Genomic DNA, 22964 nt, shown 5'->3' with positions numbered 1-22964 from the left:
CCGGAGCCGTGCGCAAACCGCGCGTGGGTCTGACTCTCATCCATGACACTGGCCGATACCCTGCTTTGTTGATATTCGCAGCGACTTACATTCTTTAACCACGATCGTTCCTTGGTTTTTGAGTAAACCATGTAAGCTTTCTTTGTGACAGACAGCCGCCTTGTTAACTGGAACGTAGTTTGCCTCAGCGCATCTCAGAGGCTACACTTGCAGTACTGGAGGCACACATGTCACTTCGACCTGTAAAGCGGCTGATTAAGTCCAAGCCGACGCTGGAGGGTGCAGGTGTGCATCTTCGCCGTGCGTTCGGTTTTGGCAACACGGCTGACTTTGACCCGTTCCTTCTTCTGGACGACTTCCGCAATGAGCGTCCGGAGGATTATCTCGCCGGTTTCCCCTGGCACCCGCACCGCGGCATTGAGACCATTACTTACGTGCTGGCAGGCGACGTCGAGCACGGGGACAGCCTGGGTCACAGCGGCACCATCGGTGCAGGCGACGTGCAGTGGATGACGGCGGGCAGCGGCATCATTCATCAGGAGATGCCCAAAGGAGACCCCTCCGGGCGCATGCACGGTTTCCAGCTCTGGGGTAATTTGCCGGCCTCGCTCAAAATGACCGCGCCGCGCTACCAGGAAGTTAAATCCGCTGAAATCCCCGAAGTTACGGACGACGACGGAACGCTGGTCAGAGTGGTCTGCGGGAATTTCTGGGGCAAGAAGGGTCCCGTTGAGGGCGTCGCCGCCGACCCGGTATACATCGACGTCACCGTCCCGCCCGGCAAACGGAAGACCCTGCCAGTTGAAACTACACGCCACGCCTTCGCCTACGTTTTTGACGGCGCAGGCAAGTTCTGCAATGCTTCAGGCCCCCTGGAAGTGCCCACGGAACCGGCTGGCTGGTTAGACACCACTCCGCCCACCGAGGCCGACAATCGCTCGCTCATCCTCTTCGATCGTGGCGACGAGGTCACTATCCAGGCCGACGAGGAAGGCATCCGTTTTCTTCTGGTCTCCGGCAAACCGCTTGAACAGCCAGTGGCGTGGTACGGCCCCATCGTGATGAACACCCAGGAAGAGCTCCGCGAAGCATTCAGCGAGCTCAAGAACGGCACGTTCCTGAAACACAAGATGTCAGAGTGAGGGCAGCGGGCCGGCGGTTAATGCGGTGATGAACTGACCCACCTGAGAGCCGCCGGTCTTTCGCCTTCAGCCTTCGTTGCCTTTGGGGCTCTCAATAGATGATCGACGGCAGGTAAGCTCCAGCGGGTTCGTTATACAAGCCCATCGTCATCAGCGTCATCGGCTGCGTAATACGCAGGCCGTGCCGCAGGCACCAGGCCAGCATTTCCCCGTTGCGCGAAGGCAGCAGGATGCCAGGCCCGCGGAACTCTTCAGCCGCGCCGATCAGGGCCTTGAGGTCGTCATTCGTGGCCGCCACGGCATGCCCGAAAAATCCAACCTCGGTTGCGTAACCCGTAATCTGGCCGCCGCGTTCTACCACCTGGGCGCTGCCTTGCTTCACGTCGTCGGCGAGTTCGCTCGCCCGATCGTATCCGTGGACAGCGAAGCAGAGGCGGTTGCACGCCGGGATGTCCGCTCCCGTGGCCGCCCGGACGCTGCATCTCGCAATCGAGGCCTTAATGGATGGCCCTTGCATGCAGCTCAGCGGCTCACGCACCTGAAAACCAAGCTTGGCATAAAGAGAAAGCGAGCGGCTATGGAAAGCGGCCTGGACCAGCCGTACTCCGGCAAGCCTCTTTTCGCGCGTCCGCTGAAGGACCGCCTCCATCAACTGCCGCCCGGCCGACCGGTCCTGCCAGGCGGGATCAATCGTGATGGGTCCGATGCCGCCAATCGGCGAACGTTCATCCAGAAAATTGCTGCCGATCAATCGGCCGTCCAGATCAGCCGCGACCCCGAAAAAGCCGGGATGTGAGCTGAGCATGGAAATAATCTCCGCGGCCATTTCCGGAGAAGGAAGATCCGGCGGAAAATTATGCGCCTCGGAAATCGTTTTGAACGCTTCGTAACAGATCCGTCCCAGTTCCTCAGCGTCTTCAGGCCGGGCGCGACGAATTTGAATCTGCATTTTTCCTCCAGCAGAGTAATTCGTGTCGTTGGCCGGATTGTAACAGAATTTTCTTCCACAAACAGCGCCGCATCAATGCAAAATCCCGCGCGAAGCCCTCAGCCCGGCGCGCTGATGGCCTGATGCGCTAGAATGAAAACTCTACGGCGAACACATGGACACCACCACGCGACCCAGGGTTTCGGTTGTCAAATACCTGAACACCGTCCCGTTGATCTGGGGGATGTTGAAGGGCGATCAGCAGGGAAAATACGACCTCGATTTCACCACTCCGGCAAATTGCGCGGACGGACTGCGCCGGCGCGAAGCGGTCCTCGGCATTGTGCCGTCTATCGAGTACCAGCGCATGGATGGCCTGCGAATCCTGCCCGGATGTTCCATCGCCTCAAAGGAAACCGTCAAGAGCGTTCTGCTGCTCAGCAAAGTGCCTATCGAAAAAGTGGAGACCGTCGCGCTTGACAATTCCTCGCGAACTTCGGTTGCGCTGGTTCGGGTTTTGCTGCAGAAGTTTTATTTGCGAACCTTCAGCGCGACCACTGTTGATCCGGAACCGGCCAAGATGCTGCAACAGGCTGATGCGGCGCTTCTGATTGGCGATCCGGCGCTCACATTTGATGGCCAAAACCTGCTGGTGTATGATCTGGCGGCCGAGTGGAAAAAATTTACAGGGTTGCCTTTTGTGTTTGCGGTGTGGGCGGGTCACAAAGACATGGGGCTTGGCCGCTTCTGCGCGGACTTTGAGGCCTCGAGAGACTATGGACTCGCGCACATCGACGAAATTGCCTGCGAGTACGCGCCCAGGCTGGGGCTGGCGCCGAAGGCGGTGAAGGTTTACCTGAAAGAAAATATCGATTATTCTTTGGATGAGGAAAACCGCAGCGGTCTGGAGCTTTTTTACCGCCTTGCGCGCGAAATCGGCCTGGTCCCAGCGGCAAGGAAAATTGAATTAGTCTAGAAAACCGCGGCTTCCAGGACTGCTCCCGACGGGATTTCCATCGAAGGCCAGGGTGGTATGGGTTTAACTGAGGCACAAGCTCTCGAAATGCTGCACTCCGACGACCTGATCGGCATTGGCATGGAGGCTGACGCCCAGCGCAGGAAGCTGCATCCTGGTAACATCGTCACCTACCAGATCGATCGCAATATTAATTACACTAATATCTGCACGGAGTACTGCTCCTTCTGCGCGTTTTACAGGCCCGTCGGCTCGCCGGAAGGATACGTTCTGCCGCTCGAAACCATCTATCTGAAGATCGAAGAAACACTGGCGCTGGGCGGCACCGGAGTGCTGATGCAGGGCGGCCTGCACCCCGACTTGAAGATGGATTACTACGAGAACCTCCTTTCCAGCATCAAGGACCGTTATCCCCAGGTCCATCTGCACTGCCTTTCGGCGCCGGAAGTTCTGAACATTGCCGAAATCTGCGGACTGACCGTTCGAGATACGCTGATGCGCCTGAGGGACGCGGGTCTCGACTCCATCCCCGGAGCAGGTGCGGAAATCCTTGACGACGAAGTCCGACGACGAATTGCCCGCCTGAAGTGCAGCACCGATGAATGGCTCTCCGTGCACCGCGAGGCGCACAAACTGGGCATGCGGACAACCGCCACCATGATGTTCGGCTGTGGAGAGACCCTTCAACAACGAATGACGCACCTGGAACGCATTCGCCGGCTGCAGGCGGAGACGGGCGGATTCACCGCGTTCATTCCCTGGTTTTTCCAGCGTGAAAACACCTCTCTGGGGCGCTTCATTAAAGAAGAAGTCACGGCAGTGGAATATCTAAAGACCCTTGCCGTCAGCCGCCTTTACCTGGACAACATTCAGAATGTTCAGGCATCCTGGTTGACCCCGGGACACAAGGTCTGCCAGATCGCTCTTCGTTTTGGTGGCAATGATGTTGGGAGTATTCTGATTGAAGAGAATGTCGTTTCCGCCGCGGGCTGTGGGCGCACCTCTTCTGAAGAAAAACTTCGCCGGATGATTCGCGACGCCGGCTTCCGCCCCATCAAACGCGACACGCTTTATCGCAATTACTTCCTGAATTAGGACCGCCTTGCTTACAGCCAACCGGGTGCTGACTGGGGCTCTACCCTGATGACCGAGCTTCGATGGAATCCGACGGTGCGGGAATGGGTGTCTACCGCTTCGCACCGCCAGCACAGACCGCAGATGCCTCGGGACTGGTGTCCTTTCTGCCCGGGTTCAGGGCGCGTGCCGGATGACTACAGCGTCTATATCTATCCCAATGATTTCGCCGCCTTCACCATTCCCGCCCAAACCCCGGCCATTGAAGGTGACGACTTCTATCCGGTCAGGCCCTCGCACGGCAAGTGTGATGTGGTGCTTTACCACCCGGACCACAACACTTCCATTCCCCAGCTTACGGTGGAGCACCTCACCCGGCTGGTAAAAACCTGGCGCAAGCGATTCGAGGAACTCAAAGCGACGCCGGGCATTCGGTACGTGTTGATTTTTGAAAACAAGGGAGAAGTGATCGGTGTCACCATGCCGCATCCGCATGGGCAGATTTATTCCTTCCCGCTGGTGCCGCCCATCATCCAGCGGGAGCTCGCTGCTGCACGCGCCCATCACCGCAAGCATCACCGCTGCCTGTTCTGCGACGTTCTCCAGAAGGAACGCAAGCAGAGGCTGCGGATTGTGGCTGAGAACCGGGCGTTCACAGCCTTTATTCCTTTCTATGCGCGCTGGCCCTACGAGGTGCACGTTTATCCCCGTCGACACCTGGGGGCGCTCGATGAGTTCAAACCATCGGAAGAAAAGGCACTCGCGGAGATACTGAAGTGGGTGACCGGCAAGTACGACAACCTTTTTAGGATGTCATTCCCCTACATGATGCTGCTGCACCAGGCCCCAACACGTGGCCGCCATCCTTATTATCATTTTCACATCGAGTTCTATCCGCCACACCGGAGCAAGGAAAAACTAAAGTACCTGGCCAGCGTCGAAACGGGTGCGGGAACCTTTCTGAATGATTCGCTGGCTGAAGAAAAGGCAGCCGAGCTGCGCCGGGTAGAACCCACGACTCTCCGTGAAATCGGCTGATTGAACCGGAACGGGTAACACAGCATGGTCAAGGAAGCCTTTCAAAAAATCTTCGGAATGGCGCCTGACGTTACGGCCCGCGCGCCCGGGCGCGTGAACCTGATCGGCGAACACACCGATTACAACAACGGATTTGTGCTGCCCGCCGCCATTGACCGCACCATCGAATTTGCGGCGCAGCCGCGTAATGACGACGTTGTACACGCTTACTCCATCGACTTCAGGGACCAGGTCGAGTTCAGGTTGGACGCCATTGAAACTGATGAGGAGCACCCGTGGAGCAACTATTTGCGCGGCGTACTGAAGTTCCTTCAGGAGGAGGGGCACCGGCTGGCCGGAGCCGACATTGCGTTTGGAGGCAACGTGCCGCGAGAAGCCGGCCTCAGCTCATCCGCGGCGGTTGAGGTCGGCGCGGTGGCGCTGGCGATGAAGTTGTTTGAAATTGAACTCGATCCGTTGGAGGCAGTTCGCCTTGCCCGCCGTGCCGAGAATGACTTCGTCCACGTGCCCTGCGGAATCATGGACCAGTTCGCCTGCGCGATGGGCAAGCGCGACCACGCGCTGTTCCTCGACTGCCGCGACCTCTCTTATCGGCACGTCCCCTTGTCCGGGCGTGTCAAGATCGTGGTGTGTTATTCGGGAGTCCGCCGGGCGCTGGCCGCTTCAGAGTACGAAATCCGGTTGAAGCAATGTCGTCAAGCCGTCGCGCAACTCGGGACCACGGGGCTGGCAGTCAATTCTCTCCGGGAGATCGACCTGACAGACCTGGAAATTGCAAGCCACAGCCTGAGTGAAGTCCTACTGAAGCGCGCGCGGCACGTGGTGAGTGAGAACGACCGGGTGCTTAAGGCCGTCGAAGATTTGGAGAAGGATGATCTCGAGAGCTTCGGTAGGCTGATGGTCGCATCGCATGAAAGTCTGAGGGATGACTACGAGGTCAGTTGCAGGGAACTCGATATTCTGGTGGATCTGGCCCTGGGGCATCCGGGCGTTTTGGGAGCACGCATGACCGGCGCCGGCTTTGGAGGCTGCACCGTAAATCTGGTTCGCGCTGATGCCGCTGAACCGTTTGCGGAAGCGGTCAAAAAAGGCTACAGCAAAGCGACGGGACTGGATGCGGAAGTCTACGTCTGCAAAGCTTCTGAAGGCGCTCTGGCCAGCGCCTGAACGGGAATGGAGTTTGTCAGGGCCGCGATTTTACCCCCGGGCGCCGCGGTGCGATGCGTGCCAGGCGTTTTGCCACCCGAGGAAGGCTTCCGCGGGCCTCTCAGCAGCATCATCAGGAAGCTGAGCAGGAGGAAAAAGAGCAGGATCAGGAGCCATATACGAGCGACACGGCCGGCCTCACCTTCGATGAAAGGACAGGCTGCGCCGGGTTTTCTCCGCCGCGCCAGGTACCAGGGGAAAATAATAATCCACAGCAGAATCGAGCCCAAGCTCCAGCGGAATGGTGTGGGGATATTTTTTTTGCGAGCGTCGCTATACACCCAGGCGGAGGAAAGGACCACCAGGCCAGCCAGAACGAACTGGCTTTTTTCCATTCCGAGCAGGCTCTGGGAGATCAGCGCAGCCGCCAGCCAGATTCCAAGGGTGACGAAAAACATACCCCAGGAAAATCGCGCGTACTCTTTGGGTGGCGGCAAAACAGCCTGTGCGGAAACGGGTACAACGGCCGCTGGTGGCGCGATATCAATCGGGTCAATTTCCATTTTGCAGGAAGGACAAACGCGGACGGAAGCGGCAAGCATTTGGCCGCAGTGAGGACAGGCAAAAGGCTCGTCAGGTAAAGGGGCCTCCTGGGTGAAGTCGGATGCGTGGGAATCCTCAACCATGGGCTGCGGCTTCCTTCCCGGGATTGTCCAAAGCTCGTTTCATGGCGTGGAATTCCACCCCTGATGCTCTTCCCAGTCTAACATCTGGCGATAAACAATTCTGCGGGAAAGCCGGTCGAAGCCGCGGATGTGTCCCACGGCGTGATTGCCGCCTTGCGATTGATAATACCAGCCCGCTTCCTGATGGAGTGCCATCACTTCGCCAGAAACAAACAAGACATGTTCTAAATAATGATACGGCGTCGAAGGAATTTCTTTTGGATTATAGACCCTGTCAACGTAAAGCTTAATGCTCTGAGGAGATAGTTCCTTCGAGCTGACCATTTCCTGAAGCGCCTTCACTACAAAATAGTTGTTCACAACGTGGTCAATGTGCCCTTCGGCGGGCGGGTGCGCCGTCACCACTACTTCCGGACGGAACTCCTTCAGCAACCTCTTCGCCGCCGCTACAACCGACTCGCGCGCATAAGGCAGGTTGGGCTGGAAGACGTTCTGATAGGGAGCGTGATCAGAGGCCAGCAGGACTGACAAATAAGGATGGTCAGGGTCGGGATGGTGGTACCAGATTTCTCCCGATCCACCATCCGGCATCCCCAGGAAAAAAACGCTGCTTGAGCGTACGCCCATGTGTCCCAACACGGCGCGTGTTTCGTCCATGCGCAGCGTGCCGAAGCTCAGCGCCTCCGCTGGGTTGCACGAGTGCTGATAATAGCGGTCACATGATCCCGCATCGCCGCCGGTAAAGTAGACAAAGTGGATAGGAATGTCATTCTCGATGGCCGCCCGCGTCAATCCAGCCCACCCGCCCTCGTCATCCTCGTGAGCGCAGAAAATCAGAATGGATTTGGGTAGCGGATTCACGCCCAGTTCCAGATCGTTCTCGGCAACATTGTTTCCAGATGGATCACTCAGCACAACTTTGACCTGGTAGAGTCCCGGACGGTCTGGAGGAAGCTTGAATGTTTCCGATTCTCGTCTTGCGACCGATCCCGGCTGCAGGTCAAGCTGGTTTGCGACCATTTTCTTTTCAATCGATTTTCCATCCGGATCCAGCAGGAGCGCGGCAATGGATATCTGCTTCCAGACGCTCTTTCCCGGATTCACAATCGAGAAGTGAACGGCTGCGTCCTGGCCAGGAATAAACATTGTGTGACTTGTGTCGAACTGGATGGCGCCACGGTCAAGGCCCGGAGGATAAAAGTGCCGGTAATCTTTGGTATCAACATCGCTTAGCTGAGGATAAATGAATTGCGACGGATAAGTCTCGGAGGATACCGTGCCGGGCGGCCTGATCAGGACCAGATCACTGAAGGCAATGTCCAGAACATTCTTCCTGTCATGGTCCCACACGACAACTCCGTACTGGTGGATCGTCGGCTGGTCAACATTGCCCGCAATGGCGGCTTGGTTGGAGTGGATTTCCTGCTCGGCGCCTCCTGACAGCGTCAGTTCATCATTCAGCGTCACGATGCTCGCAGCAGCCTGCTGTGCAGGGCCGGCAATCCACGGCCAATAGCGGTTTGAAAATTCAACCCGAAGGCCCTTAAGCGGCCGGTCTGTCAGGTTCTTCACTGCGATGTCGCACTCGACCGGATCACCCGTCACGTAGAAGGTCTTTCCGAGGCTGATGCGCTCGATCTTGACCAGTTTGCGATGCACGGCAAAAGATCCTGCCCCGCGAATCTTGACCGTGAGCTGCGCTGAGATTCTGTCATGGCCCAGGAGGTCAACCTCATACCTTCCCGTGCGCGCATCCGCAGGGATTTTCCAGAGGAGCGAATAGGGACCCGCAGCCTGTCCGTCCTGGCAGGTCCAAACCTGCGAGGGTGAGGTTGTGTGTACCGCGTTCGAATCGCCTTCGTAGCGTACCGTAGCTGAAAAAGCCGTGTTGTCGCACACCGAAGTACTTTGTGCCGGGGCCAGCCGCAGCAGGACTTCCTCACCCGCGTTGTAGCTGATCCGGTCGGTGACACCCAACACACGGAATTGCGCCCGAGCCGCTACCGGGAGCAGTAAAATTCCAGCCATCAACGCCAGTGTTTTCCAGATGGGCTTTCGCGCGTGGTTTGGCAATAGTATTCCCTCCGTTGCGGGGTGGACAGGCGCGACAGCTCGCGCGGTCGATCTCTCCGCCACTCTCGCCCCGTGGCTCCCTGCACACCGGGGTCTGTACGCAAGGGCAATTAATTTATCACGACGCGGGAGCCGAAGCGCGCGCCTGCCCGAGGTGCTGCAAGGCGAACTCACGGAAGAGGCCGCAGCCTCCGGTCCTCGAGAATGGGTGAAACTTGGTTCTCGCGCCGCTTGACGGTTGCTGCACGCGTGCCTGGTAAAACAAGGCCGCCAGCGTCATTGCCCAGTCGGGACACCAGCTCGCAGCTTAGCGTGCGACTTCAGTTCCGCTTGAGGAATCAGTTCGGGCAAGGCGCCCGCCTTCGCAAGAATGAGGTAAACCACAAAACCCACAATGAAGGAGAAAAGGACGGCAGGCCGGTCAATCTTTACCCAAGTTGCGGGAACGCCAGGAATTTTGTCGAGGATTCCAACCACAAAGCCCACCGCCCACGCCACGTATCCTGCCCAGTTGACGCCCCTGCGCGGCCCGGACCACTTTTTCCCGGCCAGGAGATAATCGGCTGCCATGGCCCCGCAAATCGGTCCGAATGAAGCACCTACAATCGAGAAGAAGACGATCAGATTCTGAGCCACGCCCGTGATGGCCAGAATGACTCCAATAGTCGCGCCCACCATGGTCGAAACAGCCCGTGGGATTTTGGGCAACATGGTTCCAAAGCTGTTGCCGGCGATGAAGGTACAAAATGTCGTGGGCACCATGGATGCTGCCGCAAACAAAAAAAACATCACAGGGGCAAGCGCGCCTACACTCTTGATGGTCCCCGCATAGGTAAAGTCCGAAGCGTTTCCCAGCGTCCCGAGGTGGCCGGCAACGGAAAGTACCGGCAGACCACCTGCCACCAGGATGGCCAGGGCGATGCCGGTAAGGCCACCCCAAAACACGTCGCCACGGTTTCGGTTGTTCAGACCGAAATCAGCGCCTGCCGCACCCGCGGTCGCGAAAAACCCGATGACGATGGCGAGCATCGCTAGAAATCCGCCCCAGGAATCGTGTTGCGGTGGTTGATAGCTGGCTAAGCCGCCTTTATTGGCCCAGAAAACGATGATAATCATAATCAGAGGCACCCAGTTTAGAAACTGTGCGATCCGCGCAACATAGGAAATCCCTTTGATAGCTACCCAAGCCAGCCCGTACGCCCACAGCAGCGCAATTGCGATAAACAGGGCTTTGGAGTGGCTGCCGAGCCCCTCCATGATGTAATCGACGGCGAAATAAGTCGCCACGGCAAACCACCCGATCTGGAGACAACCCATGAGTAGGCCGGGCATCAGGTAGCCGCCTTTAACCCCGAAAGTGGATGTTCCCACGATGTAAAGCGGTCGGCCGGTCTGCATGCCCAGCATGGCCGGCGCATAGTAGAAAAGCGCGAAGCAGAGCAAGCCGGCCACAAAGAGTCCAAGCAGACAAACGGCGGGACTTGCCAGGCTCAGGGTTGGCGCTGCAAGACCCAAATAGAAAGCCACCCACAAGAAAATTCCCGCGTAAGAAGGAAACGTGCTTTTGTACCAGGGGACCCGCTTGTCCAGGGGATTGGGAACGGACGATTCGACGTAATTTGGTAGTTCGGCAGCCATATTACCCCCAATCGAGTAGGCGCGATAGAGAGTGGTCGGGGACAAAGAATAGTCTGTGCCGGGCCTTTATGCAAGATCAAAAAGAAAAGGGCCGAAGGTGTTAACGCGCGCCTGACACTCTCCAAGGCAGGCCAGGTGGAGACATGCAGGCCCCGTCCCGCTACGCTTTCTCGCCCTCGGCGAATAATTGGTAGCCGGGATTCGGTGGGAACATTTGGGCCATCAGAATCATGCGCTTGCGCAGGGCAGGAACAGGCAGGCGTTCGGGTCCAACCCGGATCTGGACGTCGTGCCAGAGTCCGTGGATGTATTCGGCGCACGTACTGGTGAAAGAGATATCCCGATACTTCTGGAATTGAGGACTTGTTTTCGACAACCGGCTGCGCCGGCGAAGAGGCTGCTTTGCCTCGTGGGCATCTTCGTCAATTTCGCCATCGAATCCCTGGCGCAATTCCTCCTGCACGAGGGACGTGAAGCGCTCCATCTCTTCGGACGTGAGTCGCGACCGGAGAAGCTCGGCGACACTGGCCAGGAATTCCCAGCCGGTGTCATGAGGATCGAGGTCTCGGCAGGCGAGGACCAGGTCAATTCGGTTGCTGCTTTCAATCCATACTGCGGAATGCTTTTCTCCTTCCGGATTGCAAAAGGCCGCCATGTCGCCGGTAGGTTGGCACGCGACAAAAGGAACCAGAAGAACTCTCAGTTTTCCGAGCCGTTGGGCGATGGCCTGAGGCACGGCCCGCGCAGGCTCGCGAACCATCGTCCGCTCTTCCGAGGGACTCAGCGCAACAGCCGAGTGCATTTCCCACTCATGCGCGAGCTGCGAGAGCGGCACGAACGTCTGCTGGACGTATTCACGCACCGGAATACTCTTCGTCACAGAAGCCTGCAAAGTGCTCAATTGATCCTCGTGAAGGAAATCCGAATTCTATTGTGGAGGATAAACTTGCTCCGTGTCCAGCCTCCTGGTCGCGGCTAGGGGCCACAGTTCGGCAGCGGTCCACGAGCGCCCAGGATTCCGTTCCCAACGGCGGCGCCAGAAAAGAGTTGCGCTGGGCATTGAGGCGGGGCAAAATAAGTAGGTAACGGCTTTGTAAGCCCAAGGGCATACGCCTCCAGGCGCAATACGCTTCGAAGACTAAGGCAAGAGAATCCATCAGTAAAGTACTTTGACAGGCGTGGGGGCCGCGGATAACAGCTTTGCAACTACTCCCTGAAAAATTCCCAGTACTCTCACTCCCTGACGAAAAGTTCCATGACCATTGCGGCGTGTTCGCCGTTTATGGCCATCCTGAAGCTTCCAAGCTGACCTATCTGGGCCTTTATGCGCTCCAGCATCGCGGGCAGGAGAGCGCCGGGATGGTCGTGACTGACGGCGAGCGGCTGATCGGCCGCAAGAGCATGGGACACGTTGCTGAGGTTTTCAACGAGGACGTTCTGAAAACCCTTTCCGGACATGCCGCCATTGGCCACACGCGATATTCAACAGCGGGCGACACCAATCTGAAAAATGCGCAGCCTCTCAGCGTGAGCTGCCAGAAGGGCCAGGTGGCCCTTGCCCACAATGGGAACCTGGTGAACGCAGCGAGCATCCGGCGCGAACTGGAGGCCCGCGGAGACATTTTTCAGACCACCAGCGACACGGAAGTCATCCTTCACTATTTCGCGCGTTCGCGGCACACCGGAATTCCGGAATCGATTGCCGAGGCCTTGGACCGTGTCTCCGGCGCTTACTCGCTGGTGATGCTTTTCAAAGACAGCGTTTACGCCATTCGCGATCCGCGCGGGTTCCGGCCGCTCAGCCTTGGCCAGTTGAACGGTGCTTACGTTGTCGCCTCCGAGACCTGCGCGTTTGACATCATCAGCGCCAGCTATCTGCGTGAAATCGAGCCGGGTGAAATGGTAATTCTGGACAAGCGCGGCGTCACGTCACTCCGGTTTTCGCCGCCGGCCAAGCCGGCAAAATGCATCTTTGAGCATGTCTATTTTTCACGGCCGGACAGCATCGTGTTTGGCCGTTCCGTGCAGAGCAGCCGGGATAGGCTGGGACGACGCCTTGCGCAGGAACATCCGGCGGACGCCGACATCGTGGTTCCGGTTCCTGATTCCGGAGTTGCCGCGGCCATCGGATACTCCCAGGAATCCGGAATTCCATTGAAGTTTGGCCTGATCCGCAACCACTACATCGGGCGCACCTTCATTGAGCCTACGCAGGCCATCCGCGATTTTGGAGTCAAGCTGAAGCTCAATCCGGTGCGCAGCCTGCTGGAAGGCAAACGGGTCGTTCTGGTGGATGATTCCATCATCCGCGGCACCACCAGCCGGAAGATCGTGCAACTGGTGCGCGAGGCCGGAGCGCGCGAAATCCACTTCCGGATCAGTTGCCCGCCCACCGTCTCGCCCTGTTATTACGGAGTGGACACGCCAACGAAAGAGGAATTGATTGCATCGAACCATAGCGTGGAAGAAATCCGCCAATACGTCGGCGCCGACTCACTCGGCTATCTTTCTCTGGAAGGCCTCCGGGACGCTATGGGCAGTGACAAAGACAATTACTGTCTGGCCTGCTACACGGCCAGCTACCCTACGGCCATCCAGGAGCCGCTGATCGCTTTGCGAAAACGGGACTAGCAATTATGGAAACGTCCGAGCCCTTGAATGCCGGGGAACAAACCCAGAATCTTCCTGAGCAGATTTCTGCTCCTCCCCAACGTGCCTCTCGCCACGATGGCCTCTGGGAAACCGTCCGGTCTCTTCTGATTGTGTTGGTCGGCGTGTTCTGCATCCGCACCTTCGTTGCCGAAGCTACTGTGATACCGACCGGATCGATGGAAAGCACCATCCTGATCGGCGACCACGTTTTCCTCAACAAGCTGCTCTATGGTCCCCAGTTGCCTTACACCGATGTGCGTTTTCCGCGCCTGGCGCCCATTCACCGCGGCGACATCGTGGCGTTTCACTACCCGGTGAACCCTACTCAGATGTTCGTCAAACGCGTGATCGGCGTGGGTGGAGATGTCGTCCGGATCACGGACAAGAAGGTTTACGTTGACGGAAAGCTCTTGAACGAGCCGTATGCTCAGTTTGTCTCGTCCGCCATGTTCCCGCTTCGCGACAATTTTCCGCCGCCGTTGCAGGAAATCAACGAGCTTCCGGCGGCGTGGGGCCTGGACCCGCACTGGGCGCGCGAAATGCCCAATTATATCCACAAGGATGGGCTTCACGTCCCCGCCGGACATCTTTTCGTGATGGGTGACAACCGCGACAATTCTCTGGACAGTCGGTTCTGGGGGTTCGTGCCCGTGCAGAATGTGGTGGGAGAGCCGCTGTTTGTCTACTGGTCTTACAACGCGCCCACCCGCGAATGGCTTGACGACCGGCTCTCAGACCGGCTGAAATTTGACGCTTCCATCCTCTGGAATTTTTTCGCCAAAACGCGCTGGTCCAGAATGGGCAAGATCTTCTGACGGTTTCCGTCCTTCTATTTTCTTTTTTTGATTCCGCCAAAGGAGTCCAGCACAATTTATGCGCTATCGAGACGCGGGCGTCGACATCACTGCGGCGAGCCGCGCCAAATCGCAGATTAAAGAGCTGGTCAGCAGGACCTTCAATCCTCGCGTCCTGAGAGGGTTCGGGGCCTTTGGCGGCTTCTATTCACTGAAGGGCTTGCCCTCAGACGCCGTGCTGGTCTCCAGCATGGACGGCGTGGGAACCAAGCTCAAGATCGCTTTCGCCGTCAATCGCCATGAGGGCGTTGCTCGCGACCTGGTTTTCCATTCGGTCAACGACATCGCGGTCCACGGCGCGCGGCCGCTCTTCTTCCTGGATTATCTTGCGACGGGGAAAATTCGCGGGAAAGTCGTCACCGGCATCGTGCGCGGGCTCTCCGACGCCTGTCGGCAGGTGGGCTGCGCTCTCATCGGCGGAGAGACCGCACAGATGCCAGGCTTTTACGCTGAGAATGAATACGATCTGGCCGGCTGCATTGTCGGATGGGTGCGACAGCGCCAAATTCTGGACGGAAGCCGAATCCGCCCCGGTGACGTCATCCTGGGCCTGCTCTCGCTTGGCTTGCACACCAATGGCTATTCCCTTGCCCGGAAGGTATTGATTGAGCAGGCGGGCATCGGGCTCTCGCAATACGTTCCGAAACTTGGGCGCAGGCTCGATGAAGAACTGCTGGCGCCGCACCGCTGTTACGCGCCGCTGCTCCTGCCGCTGCATCAAAAGGGATGGCTCACGGGCTTGGTCCACATCACGGGCGGCGGCATTACGGAGAACACACCGCGCATCCTTCCCGCAAATTGCCAGGCGGAAATCCATCTGGGATCGTGGCCCGTCCCTCCAGTTTTCACCATGATTGCCAGCCTCGGAAGGGTGCGCCAGCCAGAAATGCTGCGCACTTTCAATATGGGTCTGGGCATGCTCCTGATTGTTCCGAATAAGAACGTGGAAGACGTCTCCCGCGCGCTCCGAAGGAAGAAAGAGAAGTTTTGGACGGTGGGCAGGGTCGTTCGCGGCAAGGCTGAGGTAAAATACCTCGCTGGTTCTCCCGAATCTGCCGAGTAGCGTGATGCAAGTGTTCGGGAACCGCGCAATTCAAGGGCGCGCCGTCATTCCGATCCCGCAGAGCGGGAGAGGAATCTGCTTTTCAGCGGTTGACTTCTTTGGCAAAACTTCCATGAAGAACATCGGCATTTTGCTTTCCGGGCGAGGGTCGAATTTTGAGGTGATCGCGCGCAACACGGCATGCGAGAAAATCCCCGCGAAAATCGCTCTGGTCATCAGCAACCGCGAGCAGGCTCCGGGCCTTGAGACCGCCCGCAGCATGGGATTGAACACACTTTACATTCCTTCCAAGGGCAAAGATCGCGAAGCCTATGACCAGGAAGTTGTCGCCGCCCTCAGAGGTGCGCATGTGGACCTGGTGTGCCTGGCGGGATTTATGCGTATCCTCAGCCCGGTTTTTGTCCGGGCATTTCCCGGGCGCATCCTCAACATCCACCCGGCGCTTCTTCCAGCGTTTCCGGGTCTCGACGCGCAGAAGCAGGCCCTCGAATATGGCGTCAAATTCACCGGCTGCACCGTCCACATCGTGGATGAAAGCATGGACACCGGCCCCATCGTTCTCCAGGCCGTCGTACCCGTGCTCGCCGATGACACGGTTGAAACGCTCTCGGCACGCATCCTGAAGGAAGAACACCGCATCTATTCCGAGGCCATTTGCCTGATGCTCGAAGATCGGGTCCGAATCGAGGGGCGGCGAGTGTTTTCGGCGAGGTGAACCGCAAACGAACTGCGCGGGCCGTGACGTGCACTATGGAAAACAAAAAGGTCCGTACTTTCTTCTATGCCGATGAGAAGACACTGCGTCAACTGGACTGGCTGGCCCGCGAGCTTAAACTTTCGCGAAGCGAGGTTGTGGAGCGCGCTCTCCGCCTGATCACGGGGCGCAGGCCGGCACATCGCGCAAGAAGGCAAACCCGACAATAAAAGCATGACGATTAACGAACAACTCGCTTATCTCACCAAGGGCGCGGAAGAGACTATCCGCGCTGAAGACCTTCGTACCAAGCTCGAGCGCGCCGCGAAGGCGGGCACGCCTCTCCGCGTCAAGGCAGGTTTCGATCCCACGGCACCGGATATCCACCTCGGCCACACTGTCCTGATCCGCAAGCTGAAACATTTTCAGGACCTTGGCCACACGGTGATCTTTTTGATCGGCGACTTTACGGGCCTTATTGGAGATCCCTCGGGACGCAACGTCACGCGGCCGCCGATGACCCCAGAAGAAATTGCTGCCAACGCCGAAACTTACAAGAAGCAGGTGTTCAAGATCCTTGACCCGGAAAAGACGGTGGTGGACTTCAACAACCGCTGGCTGGGAAAGCTGCACAGCCAGGAGTGGATGAACCTGCTATCGAAATACACTGTCGCCCGCCTGCTGGAGCGCGACGATTTCAGCAAGCGGTTCAAGGAGGGACACCCGATCACGCTGCTGGAACTGGTCTACCCTTTGGCCATGGCATACGATTCGGTCGCGCTTAGGGCCGACGTCGAACTGGGCGGGACGGACCAGAAGTTCAACCTGCTGGCGGGCCGCACCATCCAGCAGGAATACGGCCAGGAACCCCAGGTCATCATGATGATGCCCATCCTCGAGGGGCTCGACGGCGTGCAGAAAATGTCGAAATCGCTGGGCAATTACGTGGGCATCAACGAGGCACCGCAGGAAATGTTCGGTAAGCTGATGTCCATTTCCGACGACCTGATGTGGCGCTACTATGATTTACTCACCGACATGACGCCCACGGATATCGCCGGACTGAAGAAGTCGGTCAGCGATGGCGCCACTCATCCGCTGGAAATGAAAAAGCGCCTCGCCAGCCGAATCGTTTCCGATTTCCATGGAGCGGAGTCCGCCGGTCAGGCGCAAAAAGATTGGGAAACGCAATTTCAGAGGAAGGGAGTTCCGGCAGAAGTCCCCACATTGACATACTTCATCCCCATTAAACTCACCACGTTCCTTGCGATGCACGAATTGGCCTCGTCCAAAGCAGAGGCCGCACGCAAGATTAAAGAGGGGGCCGTTTCAATCACGGTGGGTGAGTCAGAGGATCCCGCTTGGGAGCGCATTTCGGATCCCACTTGGGAATTTTGCCCAGCGAAGTATCATGATTCCGGTTGCGTAACCTTTCGCGTCGGACGAAAGCTGCTGAAGGTCAGCGTCAGGCCCTGACAAGAACCCTACTTTGCAATCTACAACCTTAAATTATCCAGCCTGCCTGGTGAATTTTTCGTCCATTGGATAGTGGGCAAGTCTTGCTCAGCATTGGTCATTCGCTCGGCGCCGGAATGTGGAGGTTCAGCACCAGGTCGGTGCGAGTGTCCCAGGAGCTGACCTTGCGCACCTCAGAAAATTGGCCCTTGTAATGAGCCTTGAGCTGGTAATCCTGCGTCAGCTTCAGGTCTGTGAAGGTGAATCGCCCCTCGGGCCCGGTGTAAATGGCAGACGTCTTATTTGTTGACAGATCGGTGATTTCCACTGCCGCGCCTGCAATGCCATTGTCCTGGCCATCGAACACCTGGCCCACCACGGTCTTTGAAGTGGGAGGTCCCTTTTTTTTTGCCGTCAATGGGGCTGCGCCAAACCCCAGCCACAACGCTGCGATGGTCAGCGCGATGGCGCAACTCCGGATAGCCAGCGCTGGAACACGTCTTTGGCTTCGGCAAATTGTACCCGTTTGAAATGTGCCGGACCTGCCTTGGGTCCTACGCATCCTCTTTATCATCAATATCAACATCCTCGTCGTCTTCTTCGTCGTCTCCCTCACCCCGACTCAAGGTGTCGAGTTCCACCGGGTCCGTGCCAACCACTTCGAGTTCCGATCCGCACTCCGGGCACTCGATGGTCTGGCCTTCTTCAAGCTGGTCCTCATCGATGTCGATCATTGCTTCGCACTCTGGACAGGTCGGCATCGTTTACCCCCGATTATCAATCAATATCAACAGTAAAAAGTCTATTCATTTCTGCCAGCGGTGTCCAGAGGGTCACGCCTGGAACGCCTCCGTCTGACGCATTGTGAATCCGAGCCGGCCAAAGGGCTTTTGCCATCCCGCCGCAGACACGATAGGCTTAACCGAGTATTGGGCGGGACCTTTGTAAGATAATGATGGGCGTCGCGAAGGTCCCAACCCGAAGAGGTGAATGGTGGAGAAACCATTGGATTTCGCTACGCTGGCCGTGCACGCTGGGGAGGATCCTTGCCCGGCGACGGGGGCGCTGGACACGCCAATCTACCAGTCAACTACCTTTGTCTCCGCGGATGCGGACGAGATGGCCGCGGTCTATGGCGAGCAGAAGCCCGGTTACATGTACACGCGCTACGGCAATCCTACCATTCATGCGCTGGAATCCAAGCTGGCGGCGCTTGAGGGCGGCGAGGCCGCGCTGGCCACGGCTTCCGGAATGGCGGCGGTTTCAACGGCGATTCTCGGTTACGTCAAGACGGGCGATCACGTGGTGGCGGCGCGCTCGCTGTACGGAGCAACCTACAACTTCCTGAACAGAAAACTACCTCGCATGGGCGCCTCGGCAACCTTCGTGGATTCGGCCCGCGTGGAGGATTTCGAGAAGGCGTTAAAACCTAATACGCGCCTGATCTATTTTGAAACACCCAGCAACCCTGTGCTGGAAGTGGTGGACATCGCCGCCGTCGCTGCCCTGGGCCTCGCCCGCGGAATCCCCACCATGCTGGACAACACGTTTGCCTCGCCCGCGCTTCAACAGCCGCTGCGGATGGGAGCCACAGTGTCGGTCCATTCGGCCACCAAGTATCTCTGTGGGCACGGCGACGCGATGGGCGGAGCCATCATCGGTCCGCGCGATTACATCTCGCTGCTGGTCCATGAAGTCATTCGCGACTTCGGAGGCGTGATCAGCCCTTTCAACGCTTGGCTGATTCTGCGTGGCATCCGCACGCTCCACCTGCGCATGCCTGCCCACTGCTCGAACGCCCGGCAGATCGCGGAATTCCTCGCGGCGCATCGCAATGTTGAACACGTCTACTATCCCGGCTTGCCCCATCATCGCGGTCACGAGGTCGCAAAGAAGCAGATGAGCGATTTTGGGGCCATGATCAGTTTTGAAGCGAAGGGCGGCTACGAAGGCGGCAAGCAAGTAATGGACCGCGTCAAGCTGTTTGCGCGCGCCGCCAGCCTGGGCGATACGCGCTCGCTGATTTTGCATCCGGCTTCCACCAGCCACCGCGCCGTGCCGCCGGAAGATCGCCGCGCCATCGGCATCACCGATGGACTGGTGCGATTGTCAGTGGGCATTGAAGCAGCCGCTGACCTGATCGCTGATCTCGATCAGGCGCTGCAATTCTGATGAGGCGTTGCCTGCGCGCCCCCTTCACCGGTTTGATGACGTAGTGACGCACCGGCCAGGTCAGCCGGGAGTGTGCCTCAAAAACTGTTCGCATATTTCCGCGAGTGTTGTAGAATCCCCCGCATGAAAATCAAACTTCTTGCTGTGGCCTTTTTCTGCACCATTCCGTTTGCCGCATGGGCGCAGGATGCTCATTATCAGCCCAACTGGGCCTCGCTCAACCAGCGCCCGATTCCGCAATGGTATGACCAGGCCAAGTTCGGCATCTTCATCCACTGGGGAGTTTATTCCGTCCCGGCCTTCGCGGACCCGCACGCCCAGGGCGGCGAGGCTTACGCCGAGTGGTACTGGAACCACATGCACGACAAGAACGGCCCGACGTGGGCTTTCCACGTACGCAACTACGGTGCGAACTTCCAGTACCAGGATTTTGCGAGCCAGTTCAAAGCCAGGTTGTTCAATCCCGACCAGTGGGCCGAGCTGTTTGCTGAGTCCGGAACAAAGTATGTAGTGCTGACATCAAAGCATCACGAAGGCTTTTGCCTGTGGCCGTGTCCGGCAAGCTGGAACTGGAACAGCGTGGATGTGGGTCCGCATCAGGACCTGGCGGGCGAACTGAGCAAGGCCGTTGTGGCCCACGGACTGAAGATGGGGTTCTACTACTCGCTCTACGAATGGTACAACCCGCTCTATCTTCAGCATTCCCCGAGCTACGTTACCGAGCACATGATTCCACAGATGAAAGACCTGGTGGAGCGCTACCATCCCTCGGTGCTGTGGACCGACGGTGAGTGGGAGCAGCCGAGTTCCTACTGGCACTCCACGGATTTTCTGGCGTGGCTGTTTAACGATTCGCCGGTGAAGGATGATGTCGTCATCAACGACCGCTGGGGCAAAGAGACGCGCGGCGTGGACGGCGGCTTCTACACGTCGGAGTACGGCCTGCGGCACGGCCAGCAAATAGCGTACACCAGCGTTCACAAGTGGGAAGAGTGCCAGGGCATCGGGAAATCGTTCGGCTATAACCGCATGGAAACAGCCTCCGATTACAAGAGCACGGAGCAGCTCATCCATCTGCTGGTAGACAGCGTCTCGACCGGCGGCAACCTGCTGCTCGACATCGGGCCCACCGCCGACGGCCGCATCCCGGTGATCATGCAGGAGCGGCTGCTGCAGATGGGCCAGTGGCTCAAGCTGAACGGCGAGGCCATCTACAACAGCCGGCCATGGCGCCAGGCGGAAGAGGGCAACGTCCGCTACACCGAGCGCGACGGTAACGTCTATGCCATCGTCTACGGCTGGCCGGGAAGCGAGCTGACGCTTGCTGCTCCTCGGCCAGGCTCGGGAGCAACGGTCACTCTGCTGGGCCTGGGCACAGAGCTCAAGTGGCACGAGGTTGACGGCACGATGCGCATCCAGGCGCCGCAGCCGACCGCAGGCCTGATCGGCTCGCCGGCGGCGACGTACGTGTTCAAACTCTCGGGTGTGAAGTGAAGGAATTCGTCTTCAAATCGGCAAATTGTAATTTTTACCCACTGTGCGCGTATTGAACAACTTTTTGAAAACGGGCCGTTTCAAAAAGTTTTGGATTGAATTAAATCGTTCGGTTTCAACAACTTATAAAATTTTGATTTTCAGGTCCGGAAAATCCCATCCGTCCCATTTGGGGCCTTTTGCAGCCGTAAACTAGCCTAGATAAAGAGGCCTACTGAAGTCGACCTGAGCGCCATCAGGTGGGGCGTGGTTGCCTTTGCAGCGCCGACCTTCAACCCGGCTGACGCTTTTGGCTCACATCGGATACGCGGAAAACTCAGCGCGGGAATCTTACCCTTGTTGCGCCTTCGAATTCTCAGGCAATGGTGTGACCGTTGTGCCGGACTGATGCCGGCGATACGAGAGCGGGCCGCCATTCCATGATGGCGAGCAATGACGGCAGCGGGTTTGTGCGGTGGGCTCGCTGCGCGCCACATGCCACACCACCGAGTCGACGTGCCGCGGCGATCCCTTATGCCGCAGACGGCAAATCAGGCCATTCAGCGCTGAAAAAAATTTGAGGTCGCATGGCCACTGCGCCGCCCCTGCGCGGCGCGAGCAAGCGAAGATTCGCCGGCTGGACATTCCGCAAACAACAGGCCGCTCCCGGGCCGCGCGCGGGCGCAAAAGCCCTGCCCCTCGAATCGTGCTATATTTGTCCGGCATTAACGGAGCCTCAACATGAAGCACGTGCAACGCTCAATCTTCCCACTCTTCATTCTGGCCTTTGCGAGGCATGCACCGCGCGCAATGCTGCCGCTCCTGATTCTGGCCGTTGCGGCGCCTCTCCGCGCTGCCGACCGGCAACTCATCGCCTCGCTTCTCGAAAAAGCTTACAAGGGCCAGAACATGGTGCTGCGAACCTCCAATAGCGGCACGATGCTCCGCTACTCTGCGGACGGCCGCCTCATCAAAGGCGGCCAGCCGGGACCGTGGACGCTCGACGCCGACATCCAGTGCACCGGAGTCGAGCTCAAACGCAACGACCTCGTCATCAAGGGCAAGCGCCTCTACTTCGTGTACGACAAAAAGCTGCAAGCCCTGCGGCCCTATTTCGGTCCAGACATCGACGTTGAAATCGCTATCGGCCACGATTCCCCCAGCATTTCCGCTCTCCAGCAGGCCATAGGGAAAGTGTTTGTCACGGGCAGCGAAAATTCTGTGCTTCTCGTGCCCGACTACTGGAAGGATTACCTGCTTCATCACCCCGAGGAATCCCCAAAGCCGGTGCAGCAGCAGATGTCCGCGATTCCCGCCTCCACGCAAAAACCAGTGGGCGAAAGCAGCAAACAGGCATTGCCCAAGTCGCCCATTTTCCAAGTCGGGGCTTTCACAAACCCCGAAAAAACTCGCAAAGTAACCGCGCCAGTAGTGACTTACAAGCCGGAACCGCCTTTCACCCCTGAGGCGCGAATGGCTCACATTGAAGGATGGGTCGTTCTTTCCATAGTGATTGATGCAACGGGTCACGTCACAGTGGAATCCATCATCCGGCCGCTCGGCATGGGCCTGGATGACATCGCCGCCCAGACCCTTCAAACGTGGAGGTTTAAACCCTCCATCGTTGACGGCAAGCCTGTTCCTGTTCGCGTTCTAGTGCAGGTCGGCTTCGGGACTCACTGACGCCCGCCCCCGCATTGAGCGATCGGGTGCCCCCGGCCAACGAACCAAGGCGAAAGGGCACGGATTCATCCGCGCCGGAAACGCCTCCCCAAAACCAAAGCCCTCTCAAAGGGGAGAGGGTGGCGGAGGTACGACGCCGGATGAGGGGTGTTTTGATAAATTGGCGAATGGCCGAGTTGTGATTGGGTGATTGAAGGGAAGGCTTTTCGTAGGGAGG

General features: G+C 58.0%; 20 protein-coding genes. 13 read left to right on the top strand and 7 right to left on the bottom strand.

Annotated elements, in window-relative coordinates; genetic code table 11:
* Nucleotides 1-227 precede the first annotated feature (227 nt).
* Nucleotides 228-1142 carry a pirin family protein gene (locus VFQ24_09760; GenBank protein ID HET9178625.1) on the top strand — a complete coding sequence of 305 codons (915 nt, stop codon included), beginning with the start codon at nt 228-230 and terminating at the stop codon, nt 1140-1142.
* A 91-nt stretch (nt 1143-1233) separates the two neighbouring features.
* On the opposite strand, the gene VFQ24_09755 is transcribed toward VFQ24_09760, so the two are convergent.
* A complete protein-coding gene (locus VFQ24_09755; GenBank protein HET9178624.1) occupies nt 1234-2091 on the bottom strand; it encodes a GNAT family N-acetyltransferase in 858 nt (285 codons plus the stop codon).
* A 154-nt stretch (nt 2092-2245) separates the two neighbouring features.
* On the opposite strand from VFQ24_09755, the gene VFQ24_09750 reads away from it, so the two are divergent.
* Genes VFQ24_09750 through VFQ24_09735 form a run of 4 tightly spaced genes read left to right on the top strand, consistent with a single transcriptional unit; the run spans nt 2246 to nt 6325 of the window.
* The gene (locus tag VFQ24_09750) at nt 2246-3046 is read left to right on the top strand and encodes a menaquinone biosynthesis protein (GenBank protein HET9178623.1); all 801 of its coding nucleotides are present in this window, start codon (nt 2246-2248) and stop codon (nt 3044-3046) included.
* Between the two features lie 57 nt (nt 3047-3103).
* Nucleotides 3104-4141 carry a cyclic dehypoxanthinyl futalosine synthase gene (gene mqnC, locus VFQ24_09745; GenBank protein ID HET9178622.1) on the top strand — a complete coding sequence of 346 codons (1038 nt, stop codon included), beginning with the start codon at nt 3104-3106 and terminating at the stop codon, nt 4139-4141.
* Between the two features lie 48 nt (nt 4142-4189).
* Nucleotides 4190-5158, top strand: a complete 969-nt coding sequence (gene galT / locus VFQ24_09740) for a galactose-1-phosphate uridylyltransferase (GenBank protein ID HET9178621.1) — start codon at nt 4190-4192, stop codon at nt 5156-5158.
* A 24-nt stretch (nt 5159-5182) separates the two neighbouring features.
* Complete coding sequence (locus VFQ24_09735) at nt 5183-6325, top strand: galactokinase (protein HET9178620.1); 1143 nt, start codon at nt 5183-5185, stop codon at nt 6323-6325.
* On the opposite strand, the gene VFQ24_09730 is transcribed toward VFQ24_09735, so the two are convergent.
* The 4 genes from VFQ24_09730 to VFQ24_09715 all read right to left on the bottom strand — a co-directional run bounded on the left by VFQ24_09730 (nt 6283) and on the right by VFQ24_09715 (nt 11581).
* Complete coding sequence (locus VFQ24_09730; GenBank protein ID HET9178619.1) at nt 6283-6990, bottom strand: zinc ribbon domain-containing protein; 708 nt, start codon at nt 6988-6990, stop codon at nt 6283-6285. The two genes, VFQ24_09735 and VFQ24_09730, sit on opposite strands and share 43 nt — an antisense overlap.
* A 39-nt stretch (nt 6991-7029) precedes the next feature.
* Entirely contained in the window at nt 7030-9063 is a 2034-nt protein-coding gene (locus tag VFQ24_09725; GenBank protein HET9178618.1) for a PIG-L family deacetylase, read from the bottom strand.
* Nucleotides 9064-9339: 276 nt separating this feature from the next.
* Nucleotides 9340-10701 carry a cytosine permease gene (locus VFQ24_09720; GenBank protein ID HET9178617.1) on the bottom strand — a complete coding sequence of 454 codons (1362 nt, stop codon included), beginning with the start codon at nt 10699-10701 and terminating at the stop codon, nt 9340-9342.
* 160 nt (nt 10702-10861) lie between these two features.
* On the bottom strand, nt 10862-11581 hold the full coding sequence (locus VFQ24_09715; GenBank protein ID HET9178616.1) for a hypothetical protein: 720 nt from the start codon (nt 11579-11581) through the stop codon (nt 10862-10864).
* A gap of 320 nt (nt 11582-11901) precedes the next feature.
* Between VFQ24_09715 and purF the strand changes: the two genes are divergently transcribed.
* The 5 genes from purF to tyrS all read left to right on the top strand — a co-directional run bounded on the left by purF (nt 11902) and on the right by tyrS (nt 17440).
* On the top strand, nt 11902-13332 hold the full coding sequence (gene purF / locus VFQ24_09710; GenBank protein ID HET9178615.1) for an amidophosphoribosyltransferase: 1431 nt from the start codon (nt 11902-11904) through the stop codon (nt 13330-13332).
* A 5-nt stretch (nt 13333-13337) separates the two neighbouring features.
* Nucleotides 13338-14168, top strand: a complete 831-nt coding sequence (gene lepB / locus VFQ24_09705) for a signal peptidase I (GenBank protein HET9178614.1) — start codon at nt 13338-13340, stop codon at nt 14166-14168.
* Between the two features lie 58 nt (nt 14169-14226).
* Entirely contained in the window at nt 14227-15270 is a 1044-nt protein-coding gene (gene purM / locus VFQ24_09700) for a phosphoribosylformylglycinamidine cyclo-ligase (protein ID HET9178613.1), read from the top strand.
* A 112-nt stretch (nt 15271-15382) separates the two neighbouring features.
* Nucleotides 15383-15985: a phosphoribosylglycinamide formyltransferase gene (purN, locus tag VFQ24_09695; protein ID HET9178612.1), complete on the top strand. Its 603-nt coding sequence runs from the start codon at nt 15383-15385 to the stop codon at nt 15983-15985.
* Between the two features lie 213 nt (nt 15986-16198).
* Complete coding sequence (tyrS, locus tag VFQ24_09690) at nt 16199-17440, top strand: tyrosine--tRNA ligase (protein HET9178611.1); 1242 nt, start codon at nt 16199-16201, stop codon at nt 17438-17440.
* Nucleotides 17441-17537: 97 nt separating this feature from the next.
* Here tyrS and VFQ24_09685 read toward each other — a convergent pair whose 3' ends face one another.
* Nucleotides 17538-17837, bottom strand: a complete 300-nt coding sequence (locus VFQ24_09685; GenBank protein HET9178610.1) for a carboxypeptidase-like regulatory domain-containing protein — start codon at nt 17835-17837, stop codon at nt 17538-17540.
* Nucleotides 17838-17973: 136 nt separating this feature from the next.
* Nucleotides 17974-18180 carry a hypothetical protein gene (locus tag VFQ24_09680; GenBank protein ID HET9178609.1) on the bottom strand — a complete coding sequence of 69 codons (207 nt, stop codon included), beginning with the start codon at nt 18178-18180 and terminating at the stop codon, nt 17974-17976.
* Between the two features lie 229 nt (nt 18181-18409).
* Here VFQ24_09680 and VFQ24_09675 point away from each other — a divergent pair, with 229 nt between their 5' ends.
* The 3 genes from VFQ24_09675 to VFQ24_09665 all read left to right on the top strand — a co-directional run bounded on the left by VFQ24_09675 (nt 18410) and on the right by VFQ24_09665 (nt 22747).
* Nucleotides 18410-19591: a PLP-dependent aspartate aminotransferase family protein gene (locus tag VFQ24_09675; protein HET9178608.1), complete on the top strand. Its 1182-nt coding sequence runs from the start codon at nt 18410-18412 to the stop codon at nt 19589-19591.
* A gap of 123 nt (nt 19592-19714) precedes the next feature.
* A complete protein-coding gene (locus VFQ24_09670; protein HET9178607.1) occupies nt 19715-21085 on the top strand; it encodes an alpha-L-fucosidase in 1371 nt (456 codons plus the stop codon).
* Between the two features lie 720 nt (nt 21086-21805).
* Nucleotides 21806-22747 (top strand): energy transducer TonB, encoded by a 942-nt coding sequence (locus VFQ24_09665; GenBank protein HET9178606.1) that lies wholly within the window; start codon nt 21806-21808, stop codon nt 22745-22747.
* The last annotated feature ends 217 nt before the right edge of the window (nt 22748-22964 follow it).

This window comes from Terriglobia bacterium (assembly GCA_035712365.1).
GTDB lineage: Bacteria > Acidobacteriota > Terriglobia > UBA7540 > UBA7540 > SCRD01.
Note: the sequence above shows the minus strand (reverse complement) of the source record. Positions and strands in the feature narration are given on the sequence as shown.

Excerpts from the sequence above, each read along its gene's own strand:
- VFQ24_09760 (HET9178625.1), top strand. The coding sequence starts at position 228 with ATGTCACTTCGACCTGTAAAGCGGCTGATTAAGTCCAAGCCGACGCTG.
- VFQ24_09755 (HET9178624.1), bottom strand. The coding sequence starts at position 2,091 with ATGCAGATTCAAATTCGTCGCGCCCGGCCTGAAGACGCTGAGGAACTG.
- VFQ24_09750 (HET9178623.1), top strand. The coding sequence starts at position 2,246 with ATGGACACCACCACGCGACCCAGGGTTTCGGTTGTCAAATACCTGAAC.
- mqnC (HET9178622.1), top strand. The coding sequence starts at position 3,104 with ATGGGTTTAACTGAGGCACAAGCTCTCGAAATGCTGCACTCCGACGAC.
- galT (HET9178621.1), top strand. The coding sequence starts at position 4,190 with ATGACCGAGCTTCGATGGAATCCGACGGTGCGGGAATGGGTGTCTACC.
- VFQ24_09735 (HET9178620.1), top strand. The coding sequence starts at position 5,183 with ATGGTCAAGGAAGCCTTTCAAAAAATCTTCGGAATGGCGCCTGACGTT.
- VFQ24_09730 (HET9178619.1), bottom strand. The coding sequence starts at position 6,990 with ATGGTTGAGGATTCCCACGCATCCGACTTCACCCAGGAGGCCCCTTTA.
- VFQ24_09720 (HET9178617.1), bottom strand. The coding sequence starts at position 10,701 with ATGGCTGCCGAACTACCAAATTACGTCGAATCGTCCGTTCCCAATCCC.
- lepB (HET9178614.1), top strand. The coding sequence starts at position 13,338 with ATGGAAACGTCCGAGCCCTTGAATGCCGGGGAACAAACCCAGAATCTT.
- purM (HET9178613.1), top strand. The coding sequence starts at position 14,227 with ATGCGCTATCGAGACGCGGGCGTCGACATCACTGCGGCGAGCCGCGCC.
- purN (HET9178612.1), top strand. The coding sequence starts at position 15,383 with ATGAAGAACATCGGCATTTTGCTTTCCGGGCGAGGGTCGAATTTTGAG.
- tyrS (HET9178611.1), top strand. The coding sequence starts at position 16,199 with ATGACGATTAACGAACAACTCGCTTATCTCACCAAGGGCGCGGAAGAG.
- VFQ24_09680 (HET9178609.1), bottom strand. The coding sequence starts at position 18,180 with ATGCCGACCTGTCCAGAGTGCGAAGCAATGATCGACATCGATGAGGAC.
- VFQ24_09675 (HET9178608.1), top strand. The coding sequence starts at position 18,410 with ATGGTGGAGAAACCATTGGATTTCGCTACGCTGGCCGTGCACGCTGGG.
- VFQ24_09670 (HET9178607.1), top strand. The coding sequence starts at position 19,715 with ATGAAAATCAAACTTCTTGCTGTGGCCTTTTTCTGCACCATTCCGTTT.
- VFQ24_09665 (HET9178606.1), top strand. The coding sequence starts at position 21,806 with ATGAAGCACGTGCAACGCTCAATCTTCCCACTCTTCATTCTGGCCTTT.